We start from the raw sequence: 26,689 nt of genomic DNA on the forward strand, positions 1-26,689 counted from the left end.
GTCGTGCCGATCGGGGGAGTTGGGGGAAGAAGTATGCCAAAAACGGGCGGAAAATGTGAAAAGGTGGGGTTTTGTGGCGGGCTGTGGGGTAAAGTGGTGAACCAGTTGTGGCATGAGTGTGCCCGATGGCCGATCGACAACTGAACCAAGGAGGTGGAAATGGACGACCAGCAGACCATGCAGAACGTCCAGAACACCTCCGCGAGCCAGTACGCGGGCGGTATGGACGGCATGGGCGGGGCGTTGCCCCCGCTGCTGCTGGGCACTTATACGCCGAAGATCGACGCGAAGGGCCGTCTCGCCCTGCCCGCCAAACTGCGCGGGGCCCTCGGCCCGGGCATGGTGATGGCACGCGGCCAGGAGCGGTGCGTCTACCTGCTGCCGCAGATCGAGTTCCGCCGGATCGCCATGCAGATCCAGCGCACGTCGATGGGCAACAAGGCCGCGCGCGACTACCTGCGCGTGTTCCTGTCCGGCGCGGTCGACCAGGAACCCGACAAGCAGGGGCGCATCCTCGTGCCGCAGATGCTGCGCGACTACGCGAACCTCGGCACCGATGTGGTCGTGATCGGCGTGGGCACTCGTGCGGAGATTTGGAACAAACAGGCGTGGGAGGAATACCTGGCCGCTCAGGAGCAGGGTTATTCCGACATCGCCGACGACGTATTACCGGCGGTGGGATTCTGATGATCGATGTGACAGCCATTCACCAGCCAGTGCTGCTCGAGCAGTGCGTGGATCTGGTCGCGCCTGCCCTGGCGCAGCCCGGGGCCGTGGCCGTGGACTGCACGCTCGGCCTCGCCGGACACGCCACGAACTTCCTCAAGGCCGCGCCGCACGCGCGGCTCATCGGCATCGACCGCGACACCGAGGCGCTCGCCCTCGCCACCAAGCGCATGGACGACGAAGGCCTCGCCGACCGGTTCACGCCCGTCCACGCCGCATTCGACGAATTCGCCGACGTGCTCGACGACCTGGGCATCGACGAAGTGAACGCCGTGTTCATGGATCTCGGCCTGTCAAGTCTGCAGATCGACGAGACCGACCGCGGCTTCTCCTATTCGCATGACGCCCCGCTCGACATGCGCATGGACGTGACCCAGACACTGACCGCGCGCCGGATCCTCGCCGAATACTCAGCCCCGGGACTGACCCGCATCTTCCGCGAATACGGCGAGGAGAAATTCGCGCGCCAAATCGCGCGCGAGATCGTCTCGCGCCGCGAACGCGAACCGCTGACCACCTCCGCCCAGCTCAACCGTCTTGTGGACGAGGTCGTGCCCCAGGCCCACCGCCCGGCCGGCAACCCCGCCAAACGAGTCTTCCAGGCGCTGCGCATCGAAGTCAACGGCGAGCTCGACAAACTCGCCCGCACGCTGCCGCAGATCGCCGCCCACATGGCCGTCGGATCACGCCTCGTGGTGGAGTCCTACCATTCGCTCGAAGACAAAACCGTCAAAGGCTTCATGAACGAGGGCCTGAAGGTCGACGCGCCCGCCGGCCTGCCGATGATCCCACCCGAAGCGCAGCCGTTCTTCAAGGAACTGACCCGTGGCGCGATCAAGGCCGACGAAGCCGAGATCGCAGCCAACCCACGCTCCGCATCCGTGCGCCTGCGCGCCGTCGAACTGACCAGACCCATACCCGAACACCGCATGCGCGGGCTCGTCGAGAACGGCCGCCGATATGAACGAGGCGACACCGACCCACGCGAGACACACGACAGACAGCCGCGCCGCGAAACCCGCGGACGCGCACACGGCGGCGAAAAGACCGCCGGCCGCACCAAGCAAGGAAGGAACCGCCGATGAGCAGCCACGGAAGAACCATCCGTTCCGGCTCGTCGCGCTCCAACGCGGTGCCGGCGCCCAGCCGCCCGTCCACGTCAGCGGCCCCCGTACGCCCCGAACTGCACGTCGTCTCCGAATCGGCCTCGGCGCGCGGCGCCGTCGCCAACGGCATCACCCGACTCGTCGTGTGGACCAGATCGCGCAGCACCTCGCTCATCCACATCGTGATCGCGGCCGTCTTCCTCGCCGCCACGCTGGTCGGCGCCCTCGTACTGCGCACCCAGATGGTCGAGAACTCGTTCGAGGCCGCCTCCGTGCAGGCGAACATCAACACGCTCACCCAAGACGTGGAGGAGGACCAGGCCAAGCTCGATGCACTCGAATCCTCACTGCCGGCGAAAGCCGAGGAAATGGGCATGGTGCTCCAGCAAGGATCCCTATCCATCGACCTGAGCGGCTACCAGGCGCCCGGAACCGACACATCCTCCACCGGCAAGACGAAAACCAACGCCAAGAACGGCACGGGTTCCACCGACGGCAAGACCACGTCGCAGGAAGGGAACACCCAGTGAACGACAACAGACCACCCCTGAAAGCCAAGCGGCTGCACTCCTTCGCATCACGCTGCTTCGCGGTCGCCGCCGCACTCGCCTTCGTGGCGACGGGGTGCCTCGTGCAACTGGCCAACCTCCAGCTGCTCGGCAAGAACACGGCGCTCGCCGCCACGCAGGGCCGCACCACGCAGATCACCGTCAATGCGAAGCGCGGCAAGATCCTCGACGCGAACGGCATCGTCCTGGCGCAGAGCGTCGAACGCTACAACATCATCGCCGACCCGCAACTGGCCAACGAGTTCACGCCGACCACCTGCGCCAAAGGCAAGGAAAGCTACTGCCACCAGATCAACGGCAAGCCGGTCGGCGCGACCGGCGCGGCGGCCGTCGCGCGCCTGCTCGCCACCGTGTTCACCGACATGAACGCGATGGAGCTCGGCGCCAAGCTCAGCGACGCGAACAGCCGTTACGCGGTCATCGCCAAGGACGTGACCCCTGAGATCAAGCGCAAGATCGACGACCTGCACCTGGGCGGCATCGTCTACGGCGAACTGACCAACGAACGCGTCTACTCGGGCGGCACCATGCTCGGCCCGGTGCTCGGCGGCGTCGACGCGCAGGGCAACGGCGTGGCCGGCCTCGAGGCCAGCCTCGACAAGACCCTGACCGGCACGGACGGCTACCAGGTATACCAGCGCGGCCTCGGCGGCGAGATGATCCCCGGCACGCTCACCGATTCCAAGGACGCGGTCAACGGCTCGGACGTGACGCTCACCGTCGACAGCAACGTCGACTGGTACGTCAAGAAGGCGCTCATCGACGGCAAGGCGAAATACAACGCCTCATGGGCGATGGCCGTCGTGGCCGACATCAAGACCGGCGACATCCTCGCGCTCGAGGACACCGACGAATACGAGGCCGGCAGCGACGACGCCAAGCTCAACACGTCGCGCGTGGTCAGCGAGGTCTTCGAACCGGGATCGATCGGCAAGGTGTTCACGATGGCCGGCGTGCTGCAGGAAGGCCAGCACAAGGCAACCGACCAGTTCACCGTGCCCGATACCATCACCACCGACGACGGCCAGACCTACAAGGACGCCGAAACGCACGCCGACGAGCACTGGACATACGCGGGCATCCTCAAGAACTCGTCGAACGTCGGCATGATCCTGTCCGCGTCGAACTACTCCGACCAGCAGCGCTACGACTACCTGAAGAAGTTCGGCATCGGGCAGAAGACCGGACTGGACCTGTCCGGCGAATCGGCCGGCATCCTGTCGAACTACCAGGACTGGGATCTGCGCACGCGCAACACCGTCCTGTTCGGCCAGGGCTACGCGATGAACGCGCTGCAGATCACGCAGGCCATCGCCACGATCGGCAACAAGGGCGTCATGCCCAAGCTGCGTCTGATCGCATCGACCACCGACGCGGACGGCCATGTCAGCGAGACGAAGAACGGCAACGCGGTGCGCGTCGTCGACGAATCCGTCGCCTCGCAGGTGCTCAACGCGATGGAGTCGGTCTCCGACCTGTACAAGAACATGGTGTCGGTGCCGGGCTACCGCATCGCGGCGAAGAGCGGCACCGCCGAGGTCGCGGGCGAGGACGGCAAGCTCACGTCGATCATCTCCGACTGGTCGGGCATCATCCCGGCCGACAACCCGCGGTTCGTCATCACCGTCGTGATGAAGGACGCGAAGGTCGGCTCGTTCGGCGGCTTGACCGCCGGCCCGGTGTTCGCCACGATCGGTGAATTCCTTATGCAGAAATACAATGTGTCCCCGTCCGCGGAACGTACTGATGCTATCCCGGTGGAATGGTAGGGACGGACGTGACGGAAAGGCGAAGCGATGAGTGCGGTGAGTGAGGGCGTCTCCGAACGGATCACACTGGGCTATCTTGCGGATCATTACGGATACGAGTTGGTGCCGCCGTTCGCGGGCAACGTCACGATCAACTCGATCGCTGACAGCGTGGCGTCCGTCACCCCCGGCGCGTTGTACGTGCCTCGAGGGACGGCGGACGCGAACATGATCGAACAGGCGCTGGAACACGGCGCATACGCCGCGCTGGTGCCCGAGGAGAGCCGCGACGTCGTGGCCGACGCCGAACTGCCGGTGCTGATCGGCGACACGGCCGGCGAACGCTTCGGCGCGATGGCGAACGACGTGGCGGGCTCGCCGGCGAGCATGCTCGCCGTGTTCGCGCTCGCCTCGAGCTCGTCGAACACGGACGGTGAGGACATGCACCGCAATGTGAAGCGGCTGTCGGGACTGCTGCACATACTCGGCAACCCGGTCAGCGTGATCGACGCATCCGGATCGCAATCGCTCGAGCGTCCGCTGCCGCTGGAATATCCGATCGGCGTGCTCGACCTGCAGCGCACGCTCGGTGTGTGCCAGGAGGACGGCTCGGCCGCGGTGGTCATCGCGCTCGACGACCGTACGTTGCAGACCGACGCGCTCGGCGGCGTCAACGTGGACGTGCTCGGCGTCGACGGCATGGACAGCGACCCGCGCAACCGCGACATCGCCCGCAAGGCGAGCGAACGGTACGGCTTCATCATGGACGCGCAGACGCACCTGACCGGGCGCAGCGTCGAATCGGACCAGATCGCCATGCAGTTCCCCTCGATGCACGACACCGGCATCGGCGACGTGAAGCGGTCCTCGCTGGCGATCGCGATGGTGATGGCGGCGGGCGTGCGGCGCAACAACATCCGCAACGCGCTGCGCGTGAGCAGGGATCTGGGCAAGTAGGCCACCAGCCCGGCGGCGCGCGGCCGCGACGGGCGACAACGGAACGTACGTAAGCAACAAGAGAGGTGTGACAGATGACGGCGGAACGCAACACGAACGGCATGATGCCGATGGGACTCGAGGAGATCGCCAGAGCGGTCGGCGGCCGACTGACGCGCGCGGACGGGCTTGACGTGAACGCCCCCGTGGCGACTTCGGCGGTCAGCGACTCGCGGCAGGCGGGCGCCGGATCGGTGTTCGTGGCGATCGCCGGCGAGCACGTGGACGGCCATGACTTCGTCGGTGCCGTCGCCGGACAGGGCGCGGCATGCGCGCTGGTCGACCACGAGGTCGACGCGCCGATCGCGCAGATCGTCGTGCCCGACACCGTCGCGGCGCTGGGCCTGCTCGCCAAGCACAACCTCGAACGCCGCCGCGCCGAATCCTCGCCGTTCAGCATCGTCGGCATCACCGGGTCGGTCGGCAAGACCACGACCAAGGACCTGCTGTCGCATCTGCTGGGCGATCTGGGCGAGACCGTCGCTCCGGTCGGCTCGTTCAACAACGAGATCGGCCTGCCGTTGACCGCGCTGAAGGTCAACGCCGGCACGCGATTCTTCGTCGCGGAGATGGGCGCCAACCACGTGGGCGAGATCGCGCGTCTGACCACCATCGCGCCGCCCGACGTCGCCGTGGTACTCAAGGTCGGCGTGGCGCATCTGGGCGAGTTCGGCTCAGTGGAGCGCATCGCCCAGGCGAAAAGCGAGATCATCCGCGGCCTGCTGCCCGGGGGAGTGAGCGTGCTCAACGCCGACGACGCGCACGTGGCCGCGATGGAGGCCATCGCGCCGGGCAAAGTGCGCTGGTTCGGCCTTGCGCACGACCTGGCAGACGGCCGTGCGGACGATACGCGTTGCCTCGGCACGCTCACCGCGCGCGACATCACACAGGACGAGACCGGGCATCCCGCGTTCTCCATGATCGCAGCCGATCCGGCCGGCGGACGCGCCGAAACCACCGTGTCGCTCGGCATCCGCGGTCGTCACAACGTCATGAACGCGCTGGCCGCCGCCAGCGTCGCACTGCAGTTCGGTATGCCGCTCGAGCGCATCGCCCTCGTGCTCGCCAGCCAGCACCGCATCAGCGCGCACCGTATGGCCGTGTCCGCCGTCGAACGCGACGGGGCCTCGTTCACGCTGATCGACGATTCGTTCAACGCGAATCCCGATTCGATGCGCGCGGGACTCGACGGGCTCGCGGCATGGCACGCGTCGGACGCCGACAAGCCGTACCGCATCGCCGTGCTCGGCGCGATGCTCGAACTGGGCGGTGACGAAGCCGATCTGCACCGTCAGATGGGCCGCTACGCCGTCGAGGTCGGCGCCGACGCGGTCGTCGCGGTCGGAGGCACCGACCCGCACCTCGACGAACTGGCATCGGACCTTGCGCAGGGCGCGCGAGACGCGGCCGCCGGCCGCGACGGCGTCTCGGTAGACTGGGTGCATGGTGCCGACGAGGCGGACACGCTGGTCATGCGGCTCGCCGCCGAACACACGTCGTCGGTCGTGCTGCTCAAGGGGTCGCACGCCTCCGGGCTGAGCGCGCTGGCCTCGCGCTGGGCCCCGCAGGCGTAGCGCGCCCGGGGTAGGGGCAATAAGACGTACAAGAGAAGATAAGAACGAGTCGGAACTGGAGAGGAACCCATGATTTCACTCATCATCGGCATTCTGGTGTCGCTGGTCGTCACCATGGTCGGCACGCCATTGCTGATCCGTCTGGTCCACAAGCTGCACTACGGGCAGTACATCCGCCAGGACGGCCCGAAGTCGCACCAGATCAAGCGCGGCACGCCGACGCTCGGCGGCGTGGTCATCAACTTCGCGGTGCTGCTTGGCTGGGGCGCCTCCGCCCTCTACCGGTACATCAACGCCGGCAGCGTGCCCTCCTGGTCGGCCGTGCTCGTGCTGTTCGCCATGTTCTCGATGGGATGCCTCGGCTTCGTGGACGACTTCGCCAAGGTGCGCAAGAAGCAGAACGAGGGCCTGACCGTCGCCGGCAAGTTCATCGGCCAATTCATCCTCGCCACGATCTACGCGGTGCTCGCGCTCATCATCCCCACCAAATCCGGGTTCCCGAGCGCGCAGGCCGGCATGAGCTTCATCGAGACGCCGTTCATCAGCTTCGAATTCGCGGGCCGCATCGTCTCGATCATCCTGTTCGTCGTGTGGGTGAACTTCCTCATGGCCGCATGGACGAACGCCGTCAACCTCACCGACGGACTCGACGGCCTCGCGGCCGGCTCGTCGATGATCTCGTTCGCCGGCTACGCGATGATCGCGTTCTGGGAGACCTACCACATCAAGGGCGGCACCCACCAGGGCTTCTCCTACGCGGTGTCCGACCCGCTCGACCTGACCATCATCGCCGTATGCGCGGCTGTCGCATGCTTCGGATTCCTGTGGTACAACTCGAACCCGGCCACGATCTTCATGGGCGACACCGGCTCGCTCGCGCTCGGCGGCCTGTTCGCCGCGATGTCGATCGCCACGCACACCGAATTCCTCGCCGTGATCCTCGGCGGCCTGTACGTGATCGAGGCCATGAGCGACGTGATCCAGGTCGGCTATTTCAAGATGACCCACAAGCGCGTGTTCAAGATGGCCCCGATCCACCACCACTTCGAACTGTGCGGCTGGACCGAGACGAAGGTCGTGGTGCGTTTCTGGATGGTCGAGCTGCTGTTCGTGCTGTGCGGACTCATGGTCTTCTACGCCGACTGGGTCGCGCGTTCCGGACTGCTCGGCTGATCCCGTATCCGATCGGGACGACTACTGTAGGTGACGATATCGATGAACGGAAGGTCTGACATGGTTGATGACATGCGGTTGGATGACAAAACGGTGATGGTGGCGGGACTCGGCGTCTCCGGCAGAGGCATGGTCGAAGTGCTGCGCCCGCGCGCGGCGAAGGTGTTCAGCGTGGACGAGCGCAACGAGGCCGCCGACCTGCACTCCTTTGACGACGTGGACTGGGACCGGGTCGACCTGGTGTGCACCTCCCCGGTGTTCAACCCGCGCACTCCGTTCATCCTCGAGGCCCAGCGCCGCGCCATCCCCGTCATCAGCGAGGTCGAGCTCGCGTGGCGGCTGCGCGCCGACCGCGACGGCCACGGCGCGCACGCCGGATGGATCGGCATCACCGGCACCAACGGCAAGACCTCCACCACCGAAATGACCTCCGAGATGCTCACCGCATGCGGCCTCGACGCGCCCGCGGTCGGCAACATCGGCAAATCCGTCTCCCATGCCGCCGTCGAACCGGAACATGACGCGCTGTGCGTCGAACTGAGCTCCTTCCAGCTGCATTTCACCTACTCGCTCGCGCTCGAATGCGCGGCCATCACCAACATTGCCGACGACCACCTCGACTGGCACGGCGGCATCGAGAATTACGCCGCCGACAAGTCCAAGGTCTTCCACAACGTGACCCGCACGCTCGTCTACAACGCCGACGACGAGCGCGTCACCGGGCTCGCGTTCGCGGCCGAGACGACGCCGGGCTGCCGCAAGGTCGGCTTCACGCTGCACGAGCCGACGGACGGCCAGATCGGTGTCAAGGACGGTTGGATCGTCGACATGAGCGGCGTCGCGGGCGGCGAGGCCGGCGTGGCGGAACGCGTCGCGCCGATCGCCGGGTTCACCCATCTGATGGAACCGGACGGCACCGTCTACCCGCATCTGCTCGCCGACGCCCTGACCGCGCTCGCGCTCGTGCTTGGCTACGGCGCGGATCGTGAGACGGCCGTGCGCGCGCTGCAGGGCTTCGCGCCCGGCGGCCACCGCATCCAGACCGTCGCCACCGCGACGCTCGCCGATGGCGGCACCATCCGCTTCGTCGACGATTCCAAGGCCACCAACGCGCACGCCGCCAACGCATCGCTGAACAGCTTCGGCGCCAAGTCCGTCGTGTGGATCGCCGGCGGCCTTGCCAAGGGCAGCCGCTTCGAACATCTCGTGGCCGACCAGGCGCACACCATCAAGGCCGCCGTCATCATCGGCAAGGACCAGCAGCCCATGCTCGACGCATTCGCCGCCAGCGCGCCCGACATCCCGCTGACCGTCATCGCCCCGGACGACAACGCCACCGTCATGGACCGCGCGGTCGAAGCCGCGGGCGCATACGCCAAGTCCGGCGACGTGGTGCTCATGGCGCCCGCCTGCGCGTCGATGGACCAGTTCAAGTCGTACGCCGACCGTGGCGACCGGTTCGCGGCGGCCGCGACCCGTTGGGCGGGGGCGCATGGCGAACGGTAGACGCATCGCCTCCGGCAAGGCCGGCAAGGAATCCGGCGGGCGGACGCCTGAGCCGTACGGCACGCGTCGCCGGCAGACCGAGGCGACGGACGGCGTGGACGGGGGAGACTTCTCCGAATTCACCGGCATCCGCTCGCTGCTCAACCCGCTGTGGTGCTACCACGGGTTCATCGTGGCCGTACTGGCGCTGTGCTGCTTCGGCGTGATCATGGTGTTCTCCAGCTCGTCGGTCAGCCTCGTCTCCGAAGGACTGTCGCCGTGGAAACGCGCGATCAACCAGGGCGTGTACTGTGCCATCGGCCTTGCGTGCGCATTCGGTCTGTCGCGGTTGAAGATCAAGACCTACCTGAGATTCTGCCCGGTGGCCATGCTGGGCGCCCTGTTCGTGCAGATGCTCACGCTCACCCCGCTGGGCACCGGCGAGGAGGAGACCGGCAACAACGGCTGGATCGTGCTGGGACCCGTCTCGCTGCAACCGGCCGAACTGACCAAGCTCGCACTGTGCGTATGGATGCCGTTCGCGCTGCTGCGCGCCTCCAAACGGGCCGTGAACGAAGGCCTCAAAGCCTATGCGGTCCCCGGACTGATCTATCTGGCGGCGCTCGGCCTGATCATGCTCGGCAAGGATCTGGGCACCGGCCTGATCGTCGTGTTCATCGGCGCGGTCGCGTTCCTGATCGGCGGGTTCCCGATCAAATGGATGGCCGCGGGCGTCGGCGTGATGGCCGCGGGCGTCGGCATGCTGGTCATCACCAGCCCCAACCGCATGGGCCGCATCCTCGCCGCCTACAAGCCGTGCACCGACCTTCAAGGCGTATGCTACCAGTCCATGCACGCCAAATACGCGCTGGCCGAAGGCGGTCTGCTCGGCGTGGGGCTCGGCAACTCGCGCGAGAAATGGCAGTACCTGCCGGCCGCGCACACCGATTTCATCTACGCGATCATCGGCGAGGAGACCGGCTTCGTCGGCGCGCTGACCGTGCTGCTGCTGTTCGTCGTGATCGGCTGGTGCCTGATCTGCGTGGCGCTGCAGATCCGCGAACGCTACGTGGCGATGGTGCTGGTGTGCATCGCCACATGGCTTGTCGGCCAGGCGCTGGTCAACATCGGCGTGGTCATCGGCATCTTCCCGGTGCTCGGCGTGCCGATGCCGTTCGTCTCGTCGGGCGGCTCGTCGATGATCATGTGCCTGTGCGCCGCCGGCGCCGCCGTGGGCATGATGCGCGCGCAGCCGCAGATCAAGGCGGAAAACGCAAGAATATAGGCCGCGAGGTGTTGCGGCCGTGGGCTAAGCTGAGGGAATTATGAGTACAGGAGTTCGCAACGTCGTTCTCGCCGGTGGCGGTACCGCCGGCCATGTCAATCCATTGCTCGCGGTCGCGGCCGCCATCCGGCGCATCGACCCGGACGTGCAGGTGAGCGTCATCGGCACGGCGGTCGGCCTCGAGCATGACCTCGTGCCGCAGGCCGGCTACGAGCTCGACACGATCGAAAAGGTGCCGTTCCCGCGCCGGCCCAATCTGGACGCGCTGCGCTTCCCCGGACGCTGGCGGCGCGAAACCGCCAAGGTCCGAGACATTCTTGAACGCCGCCACGCCGACGTGGTCGTCGGCTTCGGCGGATACGCCTCCGCGCCCGTGTACGCGGCCGCACACAAGATGGGCATCCCGATCGCCATCCACGAGCAGAACGCGCGCGCCGGCATGGCCAACAAACTGGGCGCCCGGTGGGCCGACTACATCGGCACCGCATACGAGCACACCGGGCTCAAGGCCCGCCAGGGCGTGCCGGTCGAACGCGTCGGACTGCCGCTGCGCCCGGCCATCGCCCAGCTGTGCGCGAAGTTCTCCGCCGACCGCGTCGCCGTGCGCGACGAGGCCGCCGCCCGGCTCGGCGTCGACCCGAACCGTCCGCTCGTGCTCGTCACCGGCGGATCGCTGGGCGCGGTCAGCCTCAACCGCGCCGTGTCCGGCGCCGCCGCGCAGCTGCTCGAACACGCGCAGGTCATCCACCTGACCGGCCGCGGCAAGATCGACGAGGTCCGCGCGACCGTCGCCGCGCAGGTCGGCGAATCCGCATTGTCCGGACTGTTCGACGACGCGACCGGCGGCGACTACCATGTCGCCGAATATCTCGAACGCATCGACCTCGCGTTCTCCTGCGCCGCGCTCGTGATCTGCCGCGCCGGCGCCGGTTCCGTGTCGGAACTCGCCGCGCTGGGCCTGCCGGCCGTCTACGTGCCGCTGCCGATCGGCAACGGCGAGCAGCGGTTCAACGCGCAGCCGGTGGTCGAGGCCGGCGGCGGCCTGATGGTCGCCGACCGCGACTGCACGCCGCAATGGGTGAAGGACAACGTGCCGGCGCTGCTGGCCGACCCGATCAAACTGCGCCAGTTCGGCGAAAAGGCATGGAACTACGGCATCCGCGACGCGGCCGACGTGATGGCCCGCAAGGTGCTCGCACTGGTGAAATAACAAGGGATGACAAGGACTATGAGCGAAACCAACCAGACTGACGCCATCGTGCTCGACCCGACCGCGGCCGCGTTCGACGAACACGAGACCACCGGCGACCTCGGCCGCACGCATTTCATCGGCATCGGGGGAGCGGGCATGAGCGTGCTCGCCGAAATGCTGCACGAGCACGGCGTCGCGGTCGACGGATCCGACCGCGAACGCAGCGCGAAGACCGACCGTCTCACGTCGCTCGGCATCACGGTGGAATTCGGCCAGCGCGCCGAAAACGTGGCCGACGCGGCCACGGTCGTCTATTCCAGCGCCATCAAGCCGAGCAACCCCGAGATCGTCGCCGCGCACGAGGCCGGCACGCGCATCGTGCACCGCAGCGACATCCTCGCGCTGCTCATGAACGGCCGGCGCGCCGTGACCGTCGCCGGCGCGCACGGCAAGACCACCACCAGCTCGATGCTCGCCCACATCCTCGTCCACGCGGGAACCGGCGACCTCGCCGACCCGAGCTATGCGATCGGCGGATCCATCCAAGGCCCGGACGGCACCACGATGGACGGCGGACACGCCGGCAAGGGCGACGTGCTGGTCGCCGAAGCCGACGAATCCGACGGCAGCTTCGAAAAGTACCATCCCACCATCGCGATCATCACCAACGCGGAACCCGACCATCTCGACCATTACGGCACCGCCGACAACTACCATGCGGCGTTCGTGCAGCACGCCGGACACGCGCTGGGCCACGTGGTCATGTGCGGCGACGACGAAGGCGCGCTCACCGTGCTGCGCGCGCTCGAACCGACCGTCGCGGCGCGCACCATCGTCTATTCGACGCATCCCGAACACGAAATCGGCGGTCTCAACGGCGCCACGTTCGTGCGCATCGCTTCCGAAAGCGAACACGCCGGCAGCGGCGCGGAACACTTCGCCATCACCCTGCCGGCCACGCTCCTCGCCGGCGCGGACACGGATCTCGTGCTACCGGTCAGCCTGATCGTCCCCGGCATCCACAACGCGCGCAACGCGACCGCCGCCATCATCGCCGCCACGCTGCTCGGCGTCGACCCGCACGCGGCCGCCGAAGCCGTCGGCACGTTCCTCGGCGCGGCCCGACGCTTCCAGGTACGCGGCACCGTCGCGCAGGTCACCGTCGTGGACGACTACGCGCACCATCCGACCGAAATCGCCGCCCTGCTCGACGCCGCACGCCGACGCTACCCCGGCTCGACGCTCCACGTGCTGTTCCAGCCGCACCTGTTCTCCCGCACGAAGTTCTTCGCCCGCGAGTTCGCCGAGGCATTGGCGAAGGCCGACGACGTGATCGTCAGCGGCATCTTCCCCGCCCGCGAAAAGCAGGAGGACTTCCCGGGCATCGGCGCACGCACGATCGTGGACGCTGCTGCCGGGCTCGCGCACGAACCGGCCGCATGGATCTCGGCCGTAGACGACATGCGTGTCGCCGCGCAGATGCTCGTCATGCGCGCCCACCACGGCGACGTGATCTTCACCGTCGGCGCGGGCGACATCACCACCATGGACGACGTGCTGCTGCACGCGCTCGCCGCGCACCGCTTCGACTGCCCGACCGGCGCGACGGACGACGCCGCGCCGGCGACGGAGCGCTGATGGCGCGACGGATCATCAGCTCCCACGACGAGGACGGACTTCCCGAACCCGGCACACGCCGAACCGGCAGCGGTCCACGCGCCGTGGTCTCGCACGCCGGCACGGCCGGCAGTACCGGCACAGCCGGCACAGAAACGTCCCGCCGACACGGCAGGACGGCACGATCCGCCGCATCCGGCGGCAAACCGGCCGGCGAGACGGCCGTACGCAAGGGATTCGTCGACATGCGCCGCATGCCCAGCGAGGACATGGTGGCGAAAACGCTCAACGAGACGGCCGGCGTGCTCGGCGTGCCCACACGACCCAAGATCGTGGACTTCAACGCGCGCCTCAAGGAACGCCGCCGCATGAGCCTCAAGGTCATCGCGATCCGAACCGCGGCCGCATTGGCGGCGCTCGCCGCCGTGTCCGCGCTCGTATGGCTCCTGTTCTTCTCATCGGTGTTCCGGCTGGAGACCTCGCGGATCAGCGTCTCCGGCGGCAACGACTGGGTCTCCAGCAGCGACATCCTCTCAATCGCCGGCAAACAGTCCGGCCGATCCCTGCTGCTCGTCTCCACGAACGACGTGGCCAGCCAGTTGAAGAACATTCCGGGCGTCACCGAAGCGACGGTGAAGAAACAGTTCCCCAACAGCCTGTCGGTAACGGTCAAAGCCCAACAGCCGGCCGCCATGCTCAAAGGCCCCGGCAACACGTTGGTGGCCGTCGACAGCCAGGGACGCGTGCTCAACCAAGTGGGCGACGCCTCCACGGACGGCATCCCAACCATCGACGTCGCCAACGTGGAACGCTCGCTCGGCAGCAAGGCGGTCAAGGAGGCGCTCAAAGTGCTCGGCAGCCTGCCGGACTCCCTGCGCTCGACGATCACCAAGGTCACCGCGGACACGCAGGACTCGATCACCACCGAACTCAACGGCGGCGAACACGTCGTGATCTGGGGCGACTCCTCCGACCTGGCCCTCAAACAGGCCATCGTCGACAAGATCCTGCCCGACCCGAACGTGATCGGCGACAAGAAGCAGGTGGACGTCTCCGCGCCCTCGCGGCCGATCATCAAATAGCGTTTGCTGCGCCCGTGGCGCCGGCTGCTCGCGGCACGGGCGCACGGCAAGGGAAGCAGGCGCCCGCGGATGATAGGCTGAGGGCGTCAACGGCGCATACAGGAGGAACCATCATGACGGACAGCAAGGGACGCGGCATCGCGATCGTCACCGGCAGCGCACTGGGACTCGGCTACGAACTGACCCGGCAGCTCATCGAACGCGGCTGGTTCGTCGCCGGCATCGACTTCAACGCCGAACGCCAGGACGCGCTCGCCGAGGAATTCCCGTCCGACGTGTACCGCGGCTACGTGGGCGACGTGTCCGACGAGGCGTTCGTCAGGCAATCCGTCGCCGAGATCAAGGCGCTCGGCCATATCGACCTGCTCATCAACAACGCCGGCCAGCCGTCGTTCAAGGTGCCGACCGGCTACGAGGCCGCCGACGTCGACAAGTGCCTCAAGGGTCTCAAGGGCATGATCCTGTGGTCGGTCGAAACGCTCAAGGCCGACGAGGAAACCGATCTCAAGATCGCGAACGTGATGAGCACCGCCGCCACGCGCGGCAACGCGAACGAATCCGTGTACTGCGCGACCAAATGGGGCGAGAAGGGCTACACGCAGAGCCTCAAGGCCGCGTACAAGGGCACGAGCGTGAAGATCGTCGGCGTGTACCCGGGCGGCATCGACACCGCGTTCTACCGCGACAGTCACGACTATGTTTCCGAAGAGAAGCAGCACACGTTCATGAACCCGGCCGAACTGGCCGAGGTCATCCTGTTCAACCTCGTCAACGACGCGAACCTGACCGTCTCCGACATCCTCATCGAACGCAACTACGTGTGAGCCGGGTCCCGGGATCGGGCGGAATGATCCCGGGATCGCTGAGGAAAAATCCCGGGAACCAGCTATAGTGTCTAGGTTTGCGCACCCTGCGCGAGAACCTGACATGAAAGGCCGCTGTGCCCAAGAAATTCACCAAGAAGAAGTCCACTAAGACCAAGAAGACCTTCACGGAAGAGACCTCCGAACCGTTCGCCGTCACCACGGCCGCCGTCGACATCGAACCGGTCCCGTTCGCCGAACTCGGCGTGCCCGAGCCGTTGCTGCGCGTCCTCGCCGCCGACGGCAAGACCGAGGCGTTCCCCATCCAAGCCGACACCCTGCCCGATTCGCTGCGCGGCCGCGACATCCTCGGCCGCGGCCGCACCGGCTCCGGCAAGACGCTCGCCTTCTGCATCCCGCTCGCCGCACGCCTGTGCGAAGCCGCATGGGAGCCGGGTATGCCGATGGCTGACTACCGCCGCAACATCAAGGCCGTGCGCGCCGCCCGCCGCGAGGAGCGCATCGCCGACGGCTTCATGCCGCACCCGCGCGGACTCATCCTCGCGCCGACCCGCGAACTTGCCAACCAGATCAACGACGTGCTCGAACCGCTCGCCGGCATGGCGGGCATGACCACCACCACCGTGTACGGCGGCGTCAAATACAGCCGTCAGATCCGCGACCTCAAGGCCGGCGCGGACATCGTCGTCGCCTGCCCGGGCCGACTTGAGGACCTGCTGCGTCAGAAGGCGCTTGTGCTGTCCGACGTGCAGGTCGTCGTGCTCGATGAGGCCGACGAAATGGCCGACATGGGCTTCCTGCCGCCGGTCAAGCGCATCCTTGCGCAGATCCGCCCCGACGCGCAGCACATGCTGTTCTCCGCCACGCTCGACCACGGCATCGACGAGGTCGTGCGCGAGTTCCTGCGCGATCCGAAGGTGCACAGCGTGGCCGAGCCCGAGAACGCGGCCGACATGATGGAACAGTACGTGTTCGAGATCGAGAAGTCCGACAAGAACGACGTGGTGCGCACGCTCGCCTCCGGCAAGGGCCGGCGCATCCTGTTCACGCGCACCAAGTACCAGGCGAAGAACCTCGCCAAGAAGCTCACCCAGTCCGGCATCCCCGCATCCGAACTGCACGGCAACCTGTCGCAGAACCAGCGCGACCGCAACCTCGCCGCGTTCGAGGAAGGCGACGTGAACGTGATGGTCGCCACCGACGTGGCCGCACGCGGCATCGACGTGAGCGACGTGGAACTCGTCGTGCAGGTCGACCCGCCGGAAGGGCCGAAGTCGTTCGTGCACCGTTCCGGACGTACCGCGCGAGCCGGCAAGTCCGGCGTCGTGGTCACGCTCGTCACCCCGGACCAGCGGCGCGAGGCCCGTCGACTGCTCAAGGCGGCCGGCATCGAGGCCACGACGGTCAAGGTGCGGCATGATTCGCCCGAAGTCGCCGAACTGGTGGGGGAGACGGCCGAGCTGGTGGAAGGCTGGAGCCTTGACCAGACGCAGCCGGCCGGCGGTCGGGGCCGCAAGTCGCGCGACCGCAAGACCGACGGCGAACGGGGCAAGGCGCTTCGCCATATGCCCGGCGCCGACCTGATGGACGACGAGGATGCGACGAGCGGCGAGAGCCGCCAGAAGCGTGCGGAACGCCTGATGCATGAGCGCAACGCGATGAAGAAGGAACGTCGCCGTCGCCGCGCGGCTGAACGGCTCGAACGTGCGCAGGCCGCCGCCCGGCAGATCAGTGAGACCGCGACGCCGAACCGCGCCGAACGCCGCTCGGGACTGAGCGATCCCGAGATGGAACGCCGCGACTACCTGTTCGAGCATCCCGAGGAGCGCCGCGGCGGCAGGCCGCGTACGTCCGGCAAGCATGATGATCGGGCCGATCGCCGGGCCACGTCGTCCGACGATCGCAGTGACAGAAGGAGCCGCGGTACCGACCGCGACCGTGATCGTGTCGGCCGTTCATCCGACCGTGACCGTCAGACCAGCAACGGGCGTGCCGGTCGCGATACGTACCAGTCGCGTCGCCGCGACGGCAACGGCGGCGGCAAGCGCATCCACCATAGGGACGAGAACCGCATCGTCTCCGACGAGCGCGGCGAAGCCGTCAAGCGTCACGAACGCCGCATGATCGCCAAATACGGCACCACGGACGGCCCGCGCCGCCGTCACTCCAAGATCAAGCGCGCCCCGTTCCGCATGGGCCGCTGAGCATATATAACATGAATGGCGGTTGTGCTGTCGTTGAGCCATGTCCAACGACAGCACAACCGCCATTCATATACGTGGAGAAACCCTGTCTACCGCGCGTCGGCGGTTTTGTACTGGTGCAGGGCGGTGAACGAGGTCTTGTAGATCAGGATCATGATGAGCGAATCGGCCATCAGCGTCAGCGCGCTGATCACCGCCAACACCACGAACTGGTATTTCGCGGCCGTCAACGGGTCGGCGCCCGCGATCACCTGGCCGGCCATCATGCCCGGGATCAGCACGATGCCGCTCGACGCAAGCTGCGAGATCGTCGGGATCATGCCCAGCTTGACCGACGAGATGGTCGACGGCTTGGCCGCCTCGAACGGCGTCGCACCCAGACTGAGCATCATCTCGATCTCATAACGGCGCGCATCCATGTCGGAGAAGAACCGGCTCATCGCCACGGCGATCGCCGACACCACGTTACCCAGCAGCATGCCGCTCATCGTCGCCAGCACGGTCGGCGCATACCACGGATGAGGCCGAATCACCATCTCCGTGACCACGCACACCTGCAGGATCACGCTCGCCGTCAACGTGAGGAACACCGACGGCATCACCGAACGCGGAATGTTCGCCGCGCGCGACATCGTGATCTGCACGGCCGCGAGAATCATCACCGCGATCAGCGCGAACACCAGCCACGGATTGTTCTGTTCGATAACGAACTTGAGGATGTAGCCCATCGCCAGCAGCTGGATCAGCGAACGGATCGTCGCCCACAGCATCTGCCGGTGCACGCCGAGCCGCATCGCATACGACAGGCCGGCGGCCACCGCCACCAGCACGATCGTGATGATCAGACCCCACACGTCGATGGGATAGGCTCCCGCATTCCCGGTGCTCATCGCGCCGCCTCACTTTCCATATGTCCGTCATGCGCCGCCCCGGCCGCGACATTCCCCGTGATCTCCGTCAGCACACCCGCCTCGAGATGCAGCGTGCGCGTCGCACGGCCATCAGCCGCACGATGCCGCACGCGCACGATCGCCATGCCCTTCTCCCGAGCCGCATACGCGAGAATCTCGCCCACCTTGTCCGCGTTCTCCTCGTCCAGACCGGCATCGACCTCGTCGGCCAGCATCACCTTCGGCAACGTGAGCAGCGTGCGCAGCAGACACACGCGCGCCTGCTGGCCCACCGACAGATCCTGCGGCGGCCGCTCCAACTCGATATCCGAACAGCCCACCGTGTTCAACGTGCGCCGCAGCGTCGCCTCGTCCGGCCGGCGCTCGTCCAGCGACGAGCCGTCGTCGGAGAACCGGTGCACGCGCAACGTGAACGGCATGAGGGTCGCCTCGCGCACGCTCGAACCGGTCAACGTCGGCCGCTGCGGCAGATACGCCACCTCGCGACGCCAACGTTCCGGGGTCATCGCCGTGCTTGGCGTGCCCTCCAGCGTCAAATCGGCGCTCGCATACGGGTTGAGCTGTGCGACGGTCGTCAGCAGTGTGCTTTTGCCGGTGCCGGACGGGCCGACCAGATCGACGATGTCGCCGCGGTGCAGCGTGAACGCCACGTCGGAGAAAATGGTCTTGAACTCGATGTCGTCATGCCTGCGTTCGAAGCCGCGGAACAGCGACGGCAGCCGCACCGAGTCGTCCGCCGCGGCCGTCGTCGTCTTCGGCATCCGGCACGTCGCATGTTCTGCCGTGAACAATGGTTGAGTACTTGTTTCCATGCTCGCAATGCTACGAGGAAACGCGACGATCCGGCCGTTTGCGGCGATTCTAAGCGTTCTCTTAGACGGCTTGGCGTTGAGTGGACGATGCGATAGCAGACGTGGCCGCGCGGGGTCGATCACAGACCGGCTGCGACGTCCGTGAGCCGCGGTATGCGGCGGCGAATGGGATGGCTGCGGCGGATGACCGAGGCCAGCGGAGCGCGGCCACTAGAATGAGGAGCGTGATGGACGATGAGTGAGACGAAACCGGATACGGACGGACACCGGAACGAGACCGATCCGATGCGGCTGCTGCTGCCCGCGGTGCTGCTGATCGAAGACGATCCGAACCTCGGTTCGATGACCAGTGAAATGCTCGAACCGGACTATCGCGTGGACTGGGTCGAAACGGTCGCCGCCGCACGGGAACGACTGCGGGCCGGCAGATACGATGTGCTCGTGGTCGACCGGCGTCTGCCAGACGGCGACGGACTCGACCTTATCCGCACCCTGCGCGGCAGCGGCATCGCCGTGCCGGCGCTCGTGCTCACCGCCCTGTCCGGCGTCGACGACATCGTCGAAGGACTCGACTCCGGCGCGAACGACTACCTCGCCAAACCGTTCCACTTCGTCGAACTCGAAGCCCGGCTGCGCGCGCTGCTGCGTGGATTCCACGCGCAGACCGCCGGCGTCGCGATCGGCGACTGGCTACTCAAGCCCGGATCGAACCTCATCGAAGACCCGGACGGCGGCGCCGTCTCGCTCACGACTTCCGAAACGAAACTGCTCGCCACACTCGCCGCGTCCCCCGATCACGTGTTCTCCCGCGACGAACTGCTCAGCCAAGTGTTCTCCGACGGCGCCGACGCAGGCACCGTCGACGTGTACGTCTCCTACGTGCGAGGCAAAACCGACCGCGCGATCATCGACACGGTACGCGGGCGCGGCTACCGCATCGGCAACCCATTCGCCGACTGACCGCCAACCGCCATCACATCCCACGAGAAACCGACATCAATGAACGACACGACATCCCACGGCCGCCGCCTCACCGCCATCCGGAACGGCGGACTGCGGCTCAACCACACGAAAGCCGGACTGATCAGCTTGCGCATGACCATCGCCATGAGCATCGTCACCCTGATCGGCGGCATCCTGTTCGTTGCCGGCGTGCTGCTCGGCTCACGCCACGAATTCACCGAACGCGGCCTCGACCCGAACGCCATGTCCGTGACCGAACAGTTCGGCTCAGGCATGATGGTCATCGACACACGCAAGGCCGTCGCCTTCACCCTCCTGTTCGTCGTGGGCGTGATCGCAGCCGTCGCCATCGTCGGCTGGCACTACTCGCGCAAGGAGGTCGAACCGCTCGAACGCGCCTTCGCCCTGCAGAAGGACTTCGTCGCCGACGCCAGCCACGAGCTGAAAACGCCGCTCGCCGTCATCTCCACACGCATCGACCTCATCGACTTCCGCCGCTCGCACGGCCAGAGCATCGACAAGCCGCTCGCCGACCTGCGCGGCGACGTCGACCGCATGAACGCGATCCTCACCGATCTGCTTGTCGCCGCACGCGGCGCGGTCAACGCCGAACCGGTCGCGCTCGCCGGCGTGATCGAACAGTCCGCCGACGCGGTGCGTCCGCTCGCCGACAAACGCAAGGTGACGATCGCCACGCGCATCGACGGCGAACGGAACCATTTCGTCGTCTCCGGCAATGCGGTCGGACTGTCGCGCTGCGTCGTGGCCGTGCTCGACAACGCGGTCGCGCACGCGCCGGACGGCTCCGAGGTCACCGTGTCGCTCGGCTACCGTCACGGCGACGCGGCGATCCGCGTGACCGACCGCGGGCCGGGCATCGGCGGCGACCCGGAGCGGCTGTTCCGCAGGTTCGCCCGCGACGACGATGGCACCGCGCACCAGGGCTACGGGCTGGGACTCGCGCTCGCCCGAGACGTGGCCGACCGCTACGGCGGCACGCTGGACGTCGAATCGTCGTCGCAGGGCGGCACCACGATGCTCATCACCTTGCCGCTGTCCGGATGACGACGGGGCGCGTCGTGCGCCGCCTGGCCGATCCGACCGCCGAATCGGCGGTTCTCCGTCTGTCTGCCGAACACATCCCGCGTCCGGTCGCCGTGCGGTCTAAGATAAGGTCACGGCAAACCGGCGGATGGGCACAACGGGAGGCGACATGCGGCTTACGGGCGGTGACGGCACACATGACGGCAACGGCGGGGGAGTGATATCCCGCGCGTTCGGGGCCGCGATGCCGCTGACCCTGCCGATCGCCGCCGGATTCCTGTTCCTCGGCTGCTCGTACGGCCTGCTCATGCACGCCAAGGGGTTCGCGTTCTGGTATCCGGTCTCGATGGCGTTCTTCATCTTCGCCGGGTCGATGGAATTCGTCACCGTGAACCTGCTGCTGTCGGCGTTCGACCCGCTCGCCGCGTTCCTGCTGGCGATCATGGTCAACGCCCGGCATCTGTTCTACGGGCTGTCGATGCTGGGGCCCTTCCGCAGCATGGGATGGAAGAAGCCGTACCTGATCTTCGCGATGTGCGACGAGACGTTCGCGATCAACTCGTCCGCGAAGATCCCGGACGGCGTTGACCGCGGCTGGTTCATGCTGTTCGTCTCGCTGCTCAACCGCTGGTATTGGATCGGCGGCACGGCGATCGGATGGTTGGTCGGCGGACTGCTGCCGTTCTCGACGCGCGGCATCGAATTCGTGCTGACCGCGCTGTTTCTGGTGATCTTCCTCGACCAGTGGATGGGCCAGCGGCGGCATATGCCGGCGATGGTCGGCGTGCTCGCGTCGGCCGTGTGCCTGCTGGTGTTCGGTCCGGAACGGTTCATGATTCCCTCGCTGGTATTGATGCTGGCGTTGTTCGTCGGCCTGCGGCCGTATCTGGACGACATGAAGACGGATGGGAAGACCGGGGCGGCCGAGGATGGCGCGGTCGCGGGCGGCGAACGGGACGGACGGGAGAAGGAGGCCGGACGATGACGATGAGCGTATGGCAGGCGGTGGCGACGATCGCGGTCGTCGCGTTGGGCACGATGCTCACCAGGTTTGTGCCGTTCCTGCTGTTTCCCGAATCGAAGGAGCCGCCGCGGTTCGTGCGCTACCTCGGCAAGGTGCTGCCGTATGCGATGACCGGACTGCTGGTCGTGTACTCGCTCAAGGACGTGTCGCTGACCTCGGGCGGCCACGGCATACCCGAGGCGATCTCGATGCTGGCGATCATCGGGTTGCATGCGTGGAAGAAGAACATGCTGCTATCAATCGCGGGCGGCACCATCCTGTACATGGTGCTCGTGCAGACCGTGTTCGCGTGAACAGGACGTCGGCATGCGGACCGTCGGCGACACGCCGACGCCGTGGATTTGGCGGCAGCGCATATTCAGCATATACTGAAATGTCCGTGCAAACGGAAGCTTGATAATTCAAGATTGGGGATGATCGGTTTCGACGGTGACCTGTTCGTCGCAGGGAAGCGTGCCGAGAACGCCGGGTCCGCTCGTGGATGCCCCCGGCAAAAGAATAAGTGCTAAATCTAACCGCACTGAGTTCGCTCTCGCTGCCTGAGCTTCGCGCCAGGATTAACCAGTGAGCAGCCGCTCCGTTCACTCCTCCTCGTCTTTGGGAGGATGCTGAGCGTCGTTAAGAAGACTTGCTGATGCAGCTGCGTTGCAGGGCTGTGTCGGGACTTTAACTGCGAATATGCTCGCCATCGGTTGTCTGCGACACAGATGGGGGCAGAAAAACCGCCGCACGGCCAGCAGACTACGCACGTAGAAGACTGAGGGTACGGTTACCGGACCGGGGTTCAATTCCCCGCATCTCCACCAACACAAGCGCCGCTCCGAAAGGGGCGGCGCTTTTTTGTTGTGCCTGCGGATCGCGCCGCTCCCGGGCATACGGCCGGTTCGGGGCGTGGAAACGGCCGTAAGCCCGGGAAGGGGATGGCGCATTGCGGGTGAGGAGCTGGAGCCCGCTGAAGGCCGTCATCCCACTGGCGGGGGAGCATGAGCCAGAAGGGGCGGCCAACACGCGCGGGGGAGTTGGCTTGACACCGTCGCGGGTTGTGGGGACAATGGTACTAAAGCGCTTTAGTAAACCGTGGGAGCGCAACGACGAAGCCGCCCGATGCCGGACGGCGCACACATGCCGACCGATCGGCACACAGACAAGGGAGTGCAAGGCCAACGATGTTCCTCAAACCCGAACAGCAACTCGAACGATGCACGCGCATCCTGCGCCAACGCGTCCAACCGCATATCCATCCGGTCATCGCACACCTGAACGTCGAATCCTTCGACATTCCCGGCGAGCCGATGCCGAGCGACGAATTCTTCGCCAAGGTCAACGCCGGCGAGATCGACTTCAAGCCGTTCACCATCGGTAGCGAATGGGGCACCACCTGGGGCACCGTCTGGTTCCGCCTCACCGGCCAAGTGCCGCAAGGCTACCCGGCCGGCAAGCCGCTCGAACTGATCCTCGACCTCGGCTGGTACCCGCACTCCTGCGGAGGCCACATCGAAGGACTCGTCTACCGGCCCGACGGCACCGCCATCAAGGCCGTGCACCCGCTCAACATCTGGGTGCCGTTCATGGATGCGGACGGCAACGCTCAAGTCCCCATCGCCGAGGACGGCAGCTTCACGCTGTACCTCGAGGCGGCCAGCAATCCGCTGCTGCTCGGCGTACCCCCGTTCATCGAGACCGAACTCGGCGAGAAGGCCACCGGCAAGCCGGACGAACCGTACGTGTTCAAAGCCGCCGACCTGACCGAATTCGACGCCGACTACGAGAACCTGCGCGTCGACCTCGACGTCGTCAGCCAGCTCATGACCTACGCCGACAAGTCCTCGCCGCGCTACTGGCAACTCGCCAAGGCCCTGCAGCGGGCACTCAACGCACACGACGAACGCGACCACGACTCCGTCAACGCCGCCCGCCGCGCCCTCGCCGGCGTACTCGCCAAACCCGCGAACGCGTCCGCCATGAACGTGAGCGCGATCGGCCACGCGCACATCGACTCCGCATGGCTGTGGCCGGTACGCGAAACCCGTCGCAAGGTCGCCCGCACCGTCTCGAACGCGCTCGCGCTCATGGACGCCGATCCCGACTTCCAGTACGCGATGAGCTCCGCCCAACAGTACGCCTGGCTCGAGGAAGACCACCCCGACATCTACCGGCGCATGCTCCAGCGCATCAGGGAAGGCCGGTTCATCCCCGTCGGCGGCATGTGGGTCGAAGCCGACGGCATGCTGCCCACGGGTGAATCGCTCATCCGCCAGATCTCCTACGGTCGCCGATATTTCAAGGAGCACCTCGGCGTCGAGCCTCGCGGCATCTGGCTGCCCGACAGCTTCGGCTACACGGGAGCTTGGCCGCAGATCGCGCGCCGCGCCGGATACGAATGGTTCCTCACGCAGAAGATCTCGTGGAACGACACCACCAAGTTCCCGCACCACTCGTTCCTGTGGCGCGGCATCGACGGCACGCCGATCTTCACCCACTTCCCGCCGTCCGACACGTACGCTGCATGGTGCAAGGTGCAGGAGCTCGACTATGCCGAGAAGAACTTCCAGGACAAGGACCTCGCCGACCGTTCGCTGCTCCTCTTCGGATTCGGCGATGGCGGCGGCGGCCCCACGCGCGACATGATGGAGCACCTGCACCGCTACGAGAACCTCGAAGGCGTCTCCAAGGTCACCATCGAAAGTCCGAACGACTTCTTCGACAAGGCCCGCACCCAGCTCGAGACGAACGCCGGTCCGGAGATGCCCGAATACCAAGGCGAGCTGTACCTCGAACTGCACCGCGGCACGCTCACCTCGCAGCAGGACATGAAACGCGGCTGTCGCAAGGAGGAATCGCTGCTGCGCACGGTCGAATACCTCGGCGCGGCCGCCACGCTCGCCGACCCGGCCTACGAATACCCGCGCGAGGAGATGGACCGCATCTGGAAGACGCTGCTCCTGAACCAGTTCCACGACATCCTGCCCGGCTCCGGCATCTCGTGGGTACACCGCGAGGCGCGCGAGGACTACTCTCGTGACCTTGCCCGGCTCGCCGAGATCGCCGAAGACGCGTGCGCCGTGCTGCGCAAGGCGAACCCGACGGCCGACGTGCTGCCGGCGGCGCGCATCAGCCAGTACCGAGCCGACGGTTCGTCGTGGCAAGTCTGGTCCGCGGGCGACCGCACTGCGTCCGCGGCGACGGTCGAGACGCTGGACGACGGCCGCGTGCGCATCGACAACGGGCTCCTGTCGGCGATCGTCGAAACGGACGGCACGATCTCGTCGCTGACCGACATCGCCGCACGCCGCGAACTCGTGCCGGCCGGAACCCGTCTCGGCCGCTACGAACTGCTCAAGGACGAACCCGCCGTCTGGGACGCATGGGAGATCGAACGCGAATCGCTGCTCATGGGCCATGACCTCACCGGTTCGATCGTCTCCGCCGAAACCGGCGACGACGGCGCCGCGCATGTCGTCGTACGCACCGCCAGCGACGACACCGTGATCGACACGACCATCACATTGCGCCCCGGCATGCGCCGGCTCGACATCCACGCCGACATCGACTGGCATGAGAAGGAACGCTTCCTCAAGGTCGACCTGCCGCTCGCGATCAGCGCCGACCGGGCGACCTACGACTGCCAGTACGGCCTGGTCACCCGGCCGATCGTCAAGAACAGCGCATCCGACGAAGCCAAGTTCGAAAGCGACACCAATCGGTTCGCAATCCTGCGTGAATCCGGCTACGCGGCCGCCGTCGTCAACGGTTCGATCTACGGATCGGACGCCGCGCCGATCCGAGGCGACGCTGCGGACGGTACCGGCAACGGCACCATGTTCCGCCTGTCGCTGCTGTCCGCGCCCACCTTCCCCGACCCGCGCACCGACATAGGCACGCACGAGTTCGACTGGTCGATTGTGGCCGACGCGACGATCGAGAACACCGTCGACGCGGCCTGCGAACTCAACGCGCCGATCCTGCGCGACGTGCCCGCGATCGCACCGCTTGCCTCGCTTGAGACACACCGCGGCGCCGTCGTGATCGACTGGATGAAACCGGCTGACGACGGCAGCGGCGACCTGATCGTCCGACTGTACGAAGCGGCCGGCGGACAGGCCGACGCGACCCTGCACGTCGACGACGCGCTCAGGAATGCCACGGTACGCGAAACGAACGTGCTCGAAGGCGACGACATCGCCGCCGACCTTCCGGTCGCGCTCACGGGCGAGAACGGACAGCCAGCCGAAGGCGCCGCATTGCACTTCGCGCCGTTCCAGCTCGCCACGCTGCGCATCACGCGCTGAGACGAACGCAAGGCCGTCCCGCCTCCCGGACCGGGGGCGGACGGCCTCATTCGCGGGCGTCGTCC

21 protein-coding genes and 1 other RNA gene are annotated in these 26,689 nt (G+C 66.6%); 20 read left to right on the plus strand and 2 right to left on the minus strand.

Going from position 1 to position 26,689, the window contains the following annotated elements:
• Positions 1-222: 222 nt before the first annotated feature.
• The 14 genes from mraZ to JS541_RS03070 all read left to right on the plus strand — a co-directional run bounded on the left by mraZ (position 223) and on the right by JS541_RS03070 (position 17,581).
• Positions 223-687: a division/cell wall cluster transcriptional repressor MraZ gene (gene mraZ, locus JS541_RS03005; RefSeq protein WP_214373139.1), complete on the plus strand. Its 465-nt coding sequence runs from the start codon at positions 223-225 to the stop codon at positions 685-687.
• Entirely contained in the window at positions 687-1,811 is a 1,125-nt protein-coding gene (rsmH, locus tag JS541_RS03010; protein ID WP_214373011.1) for a 16S rRNA (cytosine(1402)-N(4))-methyltransferase RsmH, read from the plus strand. The genes mraZ and rsmH overlap by 1 nt, the downstream gene beginning before the upstream one ends.
• Positions 1,808-2,362: a hypothetical protein gene (locus JS541_RS03015; protein WP_240539221.1), complete on the plus strand. Its 555-nt coding sequence runs from the start codon at positions 1,808-1,810 to the stop codon at positions 2,360-2,362. Before rsmH ends, JS541_RS03015 begins: the two co-directional genes overlap by 4 nt.
• A 17-nt stretch (positions 2,363-2,379) precedes the next feature.
• Entirely contained in the window at positions 2,380-4,170 is a 1,791-nt protein-coding gene (locus tag JS541_RS03020) for a penicillin-binding protein 2 (protein ID WP_217625328.1), read from the plus strand.
• Positions 4,171-4,197: 27 nt separating this feature from the next.
• Positions 4,198-5,106, plus strand: a complete 909-nt coding sequence (locus JS541_RS03025; protein ID WP_214373013.1) for a UDP-N-acetylmuramyl peptide synthase — start codon at positions 4,198-4,200, stop codon at positions 5,104-5,106.
• A gap of 101 nt (positions 5,107-5,207) precedes the next feature.
• Positions 5,208-6,719 carry a UDP-N-acetylmuramoyl-tripeptide--D-alanyl-D-alanine ligase gene (gene murF / locus JS541_RS03030; RefSeq protein ID WP_214373140.1) on the plus strand — a complete coding sequence of 504 codons (1,512 nt, stop codon included), beginning with the start codon at positions 5,208-5,210 and terminating at the stop codon, positions 6,717-6,719.
• Positions 6,720-6,788: 69 nt separating this feature from the next.
• Complete coding sequence (gene mraY, locus JS541_RS03035; protein ID WP_214373014.1) at positions 6,789-7,892, plus strand: phospho-N-acetylmuramoyl-pentapeptide-transferase; 1,104 nt, start codon at positions 6,789-6,791, stop codon at positions 7,890-7,892.
• A 72-nt stretch (positions 7,893-7,964) separates the two neighbouring features.
• The gene (gene murD, locus JS541_RS03040) at positions 7,965-9,398 is read left to right on the plus strand and encodes a UDP-N-acetylmuramoyl-L-alanine--D-glutamate ligase (protein WP_214373141.1); all 1,434 of its coding nucleotides are present in this window, start codon (positions 7,965-7,967) and stop codon (positions 9,396-9,398) included.
• Positions 9,385-10,662: a putative lipid II flippase FtsW gene (gene ftsW / locus JS541_RS03045; protein ID WP_214373015.1), complete on the plus strand. Its 1,278-nt coding sequence runs from the start codon at positions 9,385-9,387 to the stop codon at positions 10,660-10,662. Before murD ends, ftsW begins: the two co-directional genes overlap by 14 nt.
• 40 nt (positions 10,663-10,702) lie before the next feature.
• On the plus strand, positions 10,703-11,872 hold the full coding sequence (locus tag JS541_RS03050) for a UDP-N-acetylglucosamine--N-acetylmuramyl-(pentapeptide) pyrophosphoryl-undecaprenol N-acetylglucosamine transferase (protein ID WP_214373016.1): 1,170 nt from the start codon (positions 10,703-10,705) through the stop codon (positions 11,870-11,872).
• A gap of 18 nt (positions 11,873-11,890) precedes the next feature.
• Positions 11,891-13,492, plus strand: a complete 1,602-nt coding sequence (gene murC / locus JS541_RS03055; RefSeq protein WP_214373017.1) for a UDP-N-acetylmuramate--L-alanine ligase — start codon at positions 11,891-11,893, stop codon at positions 13,490-13,492.
• Positions 13,492-14,553, plus strand: a complete 1,062-nt coding sequence (locus tag JS541_RS03060; RefSeq protein WP_214373018.1) for an FtsQ-type POTRA domain-containing protein — start codon at positions 13,492-13,494, stop codon at positions 14,551-14,553. Before murC ends, JS541_RS03060 begins: the two co-directional genes overlap by 1 nt.
• A gap of 113 nt (positions 14,554-14,666) precedes the next feature.
• Entirely contained in the window at positions 14,667-15,377 is a 711-nt protein-coding gene (locus tag JS541_RS03065) for an SDR family NAD(P)-dependent oxidoreductase (protein WP_214373019.1), read from the plus strand.
• Between the two features lie 215 nt (positions 15,378-15,592).
• Entirely contained in the window at positions 15,593-17,581 is a 1,989-nt protein-coding gene (locus JS541_RS03070; RefSeq protein ID WP_346428284.1) for a DEAD/DEAH box helicase, read from the plus strand.
• An 89-nt stretch (positions 17,582-17,670) separates the two neighbouring features.
• Here the strand turns inward: JS541_RS03070 and fetB are convergent, their stop codons facing one another.
• Together fetB and JS541_RS03080 are read right to left on the minus strand one after the other, a co-directional pair.
• Positions 17,671-18,471 carry an iron export ABC transporter permease subunit FetB gene (fetB, locus tag JS541_RS03075; protein ID WP_214373021.1) on the minus strand — a complete coding sequence of 267 codons (801 nt, stop codon included), beginning with the start codon at positions 18,469-18,471 and terminating at the stop codon, positions 17,671-17,673.
• Complete coding sequence (locus JS541_RS03080) at positions 18,468-19,304, minus strand: ATP-binding cassette domain-containing protein (RefSeq protein WP_240539222.1); 837 nt, start codon at positions 19,302-19,304, stop codon at positions 18,468-18,470. Before JS541_RS03080 ends, fetB begins: the two co-directional genes overlap by 4 nt.
• 234 nt (positions 19,305-19,538) lie before the next feature.
• Here JS541_RS03080 and JS541_RS03085 point away from each other — a divergent pair, with 234 nt between their 5' ends.
• The 6 genes from JS541_RS03085 to JS541_RS03110 all read left to right on the plus strand — a co-directional run bounded on the left by JS541_RS03085 (position 19,539) and on the right by JS541_RS03110 (position 26,624).
• Positions 19,539-20,264 carry a response regulator transcription factor gene (locus tag JS541_RS03085; RefSeq protein WP_214373022.1) on the plus strand — a complete coding sequence of 242 codons (726 nt, stop codon included), beginning with the start codon at positions 19,539-19,541 and terminating at the stop codon, positions 20,262-20,264.
• 39 nt (positions 20,265-20,303) lie between these two features.
• Positions 20,304-21,332 (plus strand): HAMP domain-containing sensor histidine kinase, encoded by a 1,029-nt coding sequence (locus JS541_RS03090; RefSeq protein ID WP_214373023.1) that lies wholly within the window; start codon positions 20,304-20,306, stop codon positions 21,330-21,332.
• 223 nt (positions 21,333-21,555) lie between these two features.
• Positions 21,556-22,296, plus strand: a complete 741-nt coding sequence (locus JS541_RS03095; RefSeq protein ID WP_240539230.1) for an AzlC family ABC transporter permease — start codon at positions 21,556-21,558, stop codon at positions 22,294-22,296.
• Positions 22,293-22,628 carry a branched-chain amino acid transporter permease gene (locus JS541_RS03100; RefSeq protein ID WP_214373024.1) on the plus strand — a complete coding sequence of 112 codons (336 nt, stop codon included), beginning with the start codon at positions 22,293-22,295 and terminating at the stop codon, positions 22,626-22,628. Before JS541_RS03095 ends, JS541_RS03100 begins: the two co-directional genes overlap by 4 nt.
• 116 nt (positions 22,629-22,744) lie before the next feature.
• Positions 22,745-23,141, plus strand: a transfer-messenger RNA (tmRNA) gene (ssrA, locus tag JS541_RS03105).
• Between the two features lie 360 nt (positions 23,142-23,501).
• Positions 23,502-26,624, plus strand: coding sequence for an alpha-mannosidase (locus JS541_RS03110; protein WP_214373025.1), 3,123 nt, complete (start codon positions 23,502-23,504; stop codon positions 26,622-26,624).
• Positions 26,625-26,689 lie beyond the last annotated feature (65 nt).

This window comes from Bifidobacterium sp. SO1 (assembly GCF_018555335.1).
GTDB classification, from domain to species: Bacteria; Actinomycetota; Actinomycetes; order Actinomycetales; family Bifidobacteriaceae; genus Bifidobacterium; species Bifidobacterium simiiventris.

What these genes read in the sequence shown, in the direction of transcription:
- mraZ (WP_214373139.1), top strand. Translation starts at nt 223, where the DNA reads ATGGACGGCATGGGCGGGGCGTTGCCCCCGCTGCTGCTGGGCACTTAT.
- rsmH (WP_214373011.1), top strand. Translation starts at nt 687, where the DNA reads ATGATCGATGTGACAGCCATTCACCAGCCAGTGCTGCTCGAGCAGTGC.
- JS541_RS03015 (WP_240539221.1), top strand. Translation starts at nt 1,808, where the DNA reads ATGAGCAGCCACGGAAGAACCATCCGTTCCGGCTCGTCGCGCTCCAAC.
- JS541_RS03025 (WP_214373013.1), top strand. Translation starts at nt 4,198, where the DNA reads ATGAGTGCGGTGAGTGAGGGCGTCTCCGAACGGATCACACTGGGCTAT.
- murF (WP_214373140.1), top strand. Translation starts at nt 5,208, where the DNA reads ATGATGCCGATGGGACTCGAGGAGATCGCCAGAGCGGTCGGCGGCCGA.
- mraY (WP_214373014.1), top strand. Translation starts at nt 6,789, where the DNA reads ATGATTTCACTCATCATCGGCATTCTGGTGTCGCTGGTCGTCACCATG.
- murD (WP_214373141.1), top strand. Translation starts at nt 7,965, where the DNA reads ATGCGGTTGGATGACAAAACGGTGATGGTGGCGGGACTCGGCGTCTCC.
- ftsW (WP_214373015.1), top strand. Translation starts at nt 9,385, where the DNA reads ATGGCGAACGGTAGACGCATCGCCTCCGGCAAGGCCGGCAAGGAATCC.
- JS541_RS03050 (WP_214373016.1), top strand. Translation starts at nt 10,703, where the DNA reads ATGAGTACAGGAGTTCGCAACGTCGTTCTCGCCGGTGGCGGTACCGCC.
- murC (WP_214373017.1), top strand. Translation starts at nt 11,891, where the DNA reads ATGAGCGAAACCAACCAGACTGACGCCATCGTGCTCGACCCGACCGCG.
- JS541_RS03060 (WP_214373018.1), top strand. Translation starts at nt 13,492, where the DNA reads ATGGCGCGACGGATCATCAGCTCCCACGACGAGGACGGACTTCCCGAA.
- JS541_RS03065 (WP_214373019.1), top strand. Translation starts at nt 14,667, where the DNA reads ATGACGGACAGCAAGGGACGCGGCATCGCGATCGTCACCGGCAGCGCA.
- fetB (WP_214373021.1), bottom strand. Translation starts at nt 18,471, where the DNA reads ATGAGCACCGGGAATGCGGGAGCCTATCCCATCGACGTGTGGGGTCTG.
- JS541_RS03080 (WP_240539222.1), bottom strand. Translation starts at nt 19,304, where the DNA reads ATGGAAACAAGTACTCAACCATTGTTCACGGCAGAACATGCGACGTGC.
- JS541_RS03085 (WP_214373022.1), top strand. Translation starts at nt 19,539, where the DNA reads ATGAGTGAGACGAAACCGGATACGGACGGACACCGGAACGAGACCGAT.
- JS541_RS03090 (WP_214373023.1), top strand. Translation starts at nt 20,304, where the DNA reads ATGAACGACACGACATCCCACGGCCGCCGCCTCACCGCCATCCGGAAC.
- JS541_RS03095 (WP_240539230.1), top strand. Translation starts at nt 21,556, where the DNA reads ATGCCGCTGACCCTGCCGATCGCCGCCGGATTCCTGTTCCTCGGCTGC.
- JS541_RS03100 (WP_214373024.1), top strand. Translation starts at nt 22,293, where the DNA reads ATGACGATGAGCGTATGGCAGGCGGTGGCGACGATCGCGGTCGTCGCG.
- JS541_RS03110 (WP_214373025.1), top strand. Translation starts at nt 23,502, where the DNA reads ATGTTCCTCAAACCCGAACAGCAACTCGAACGATGCACGCGCATCCTG.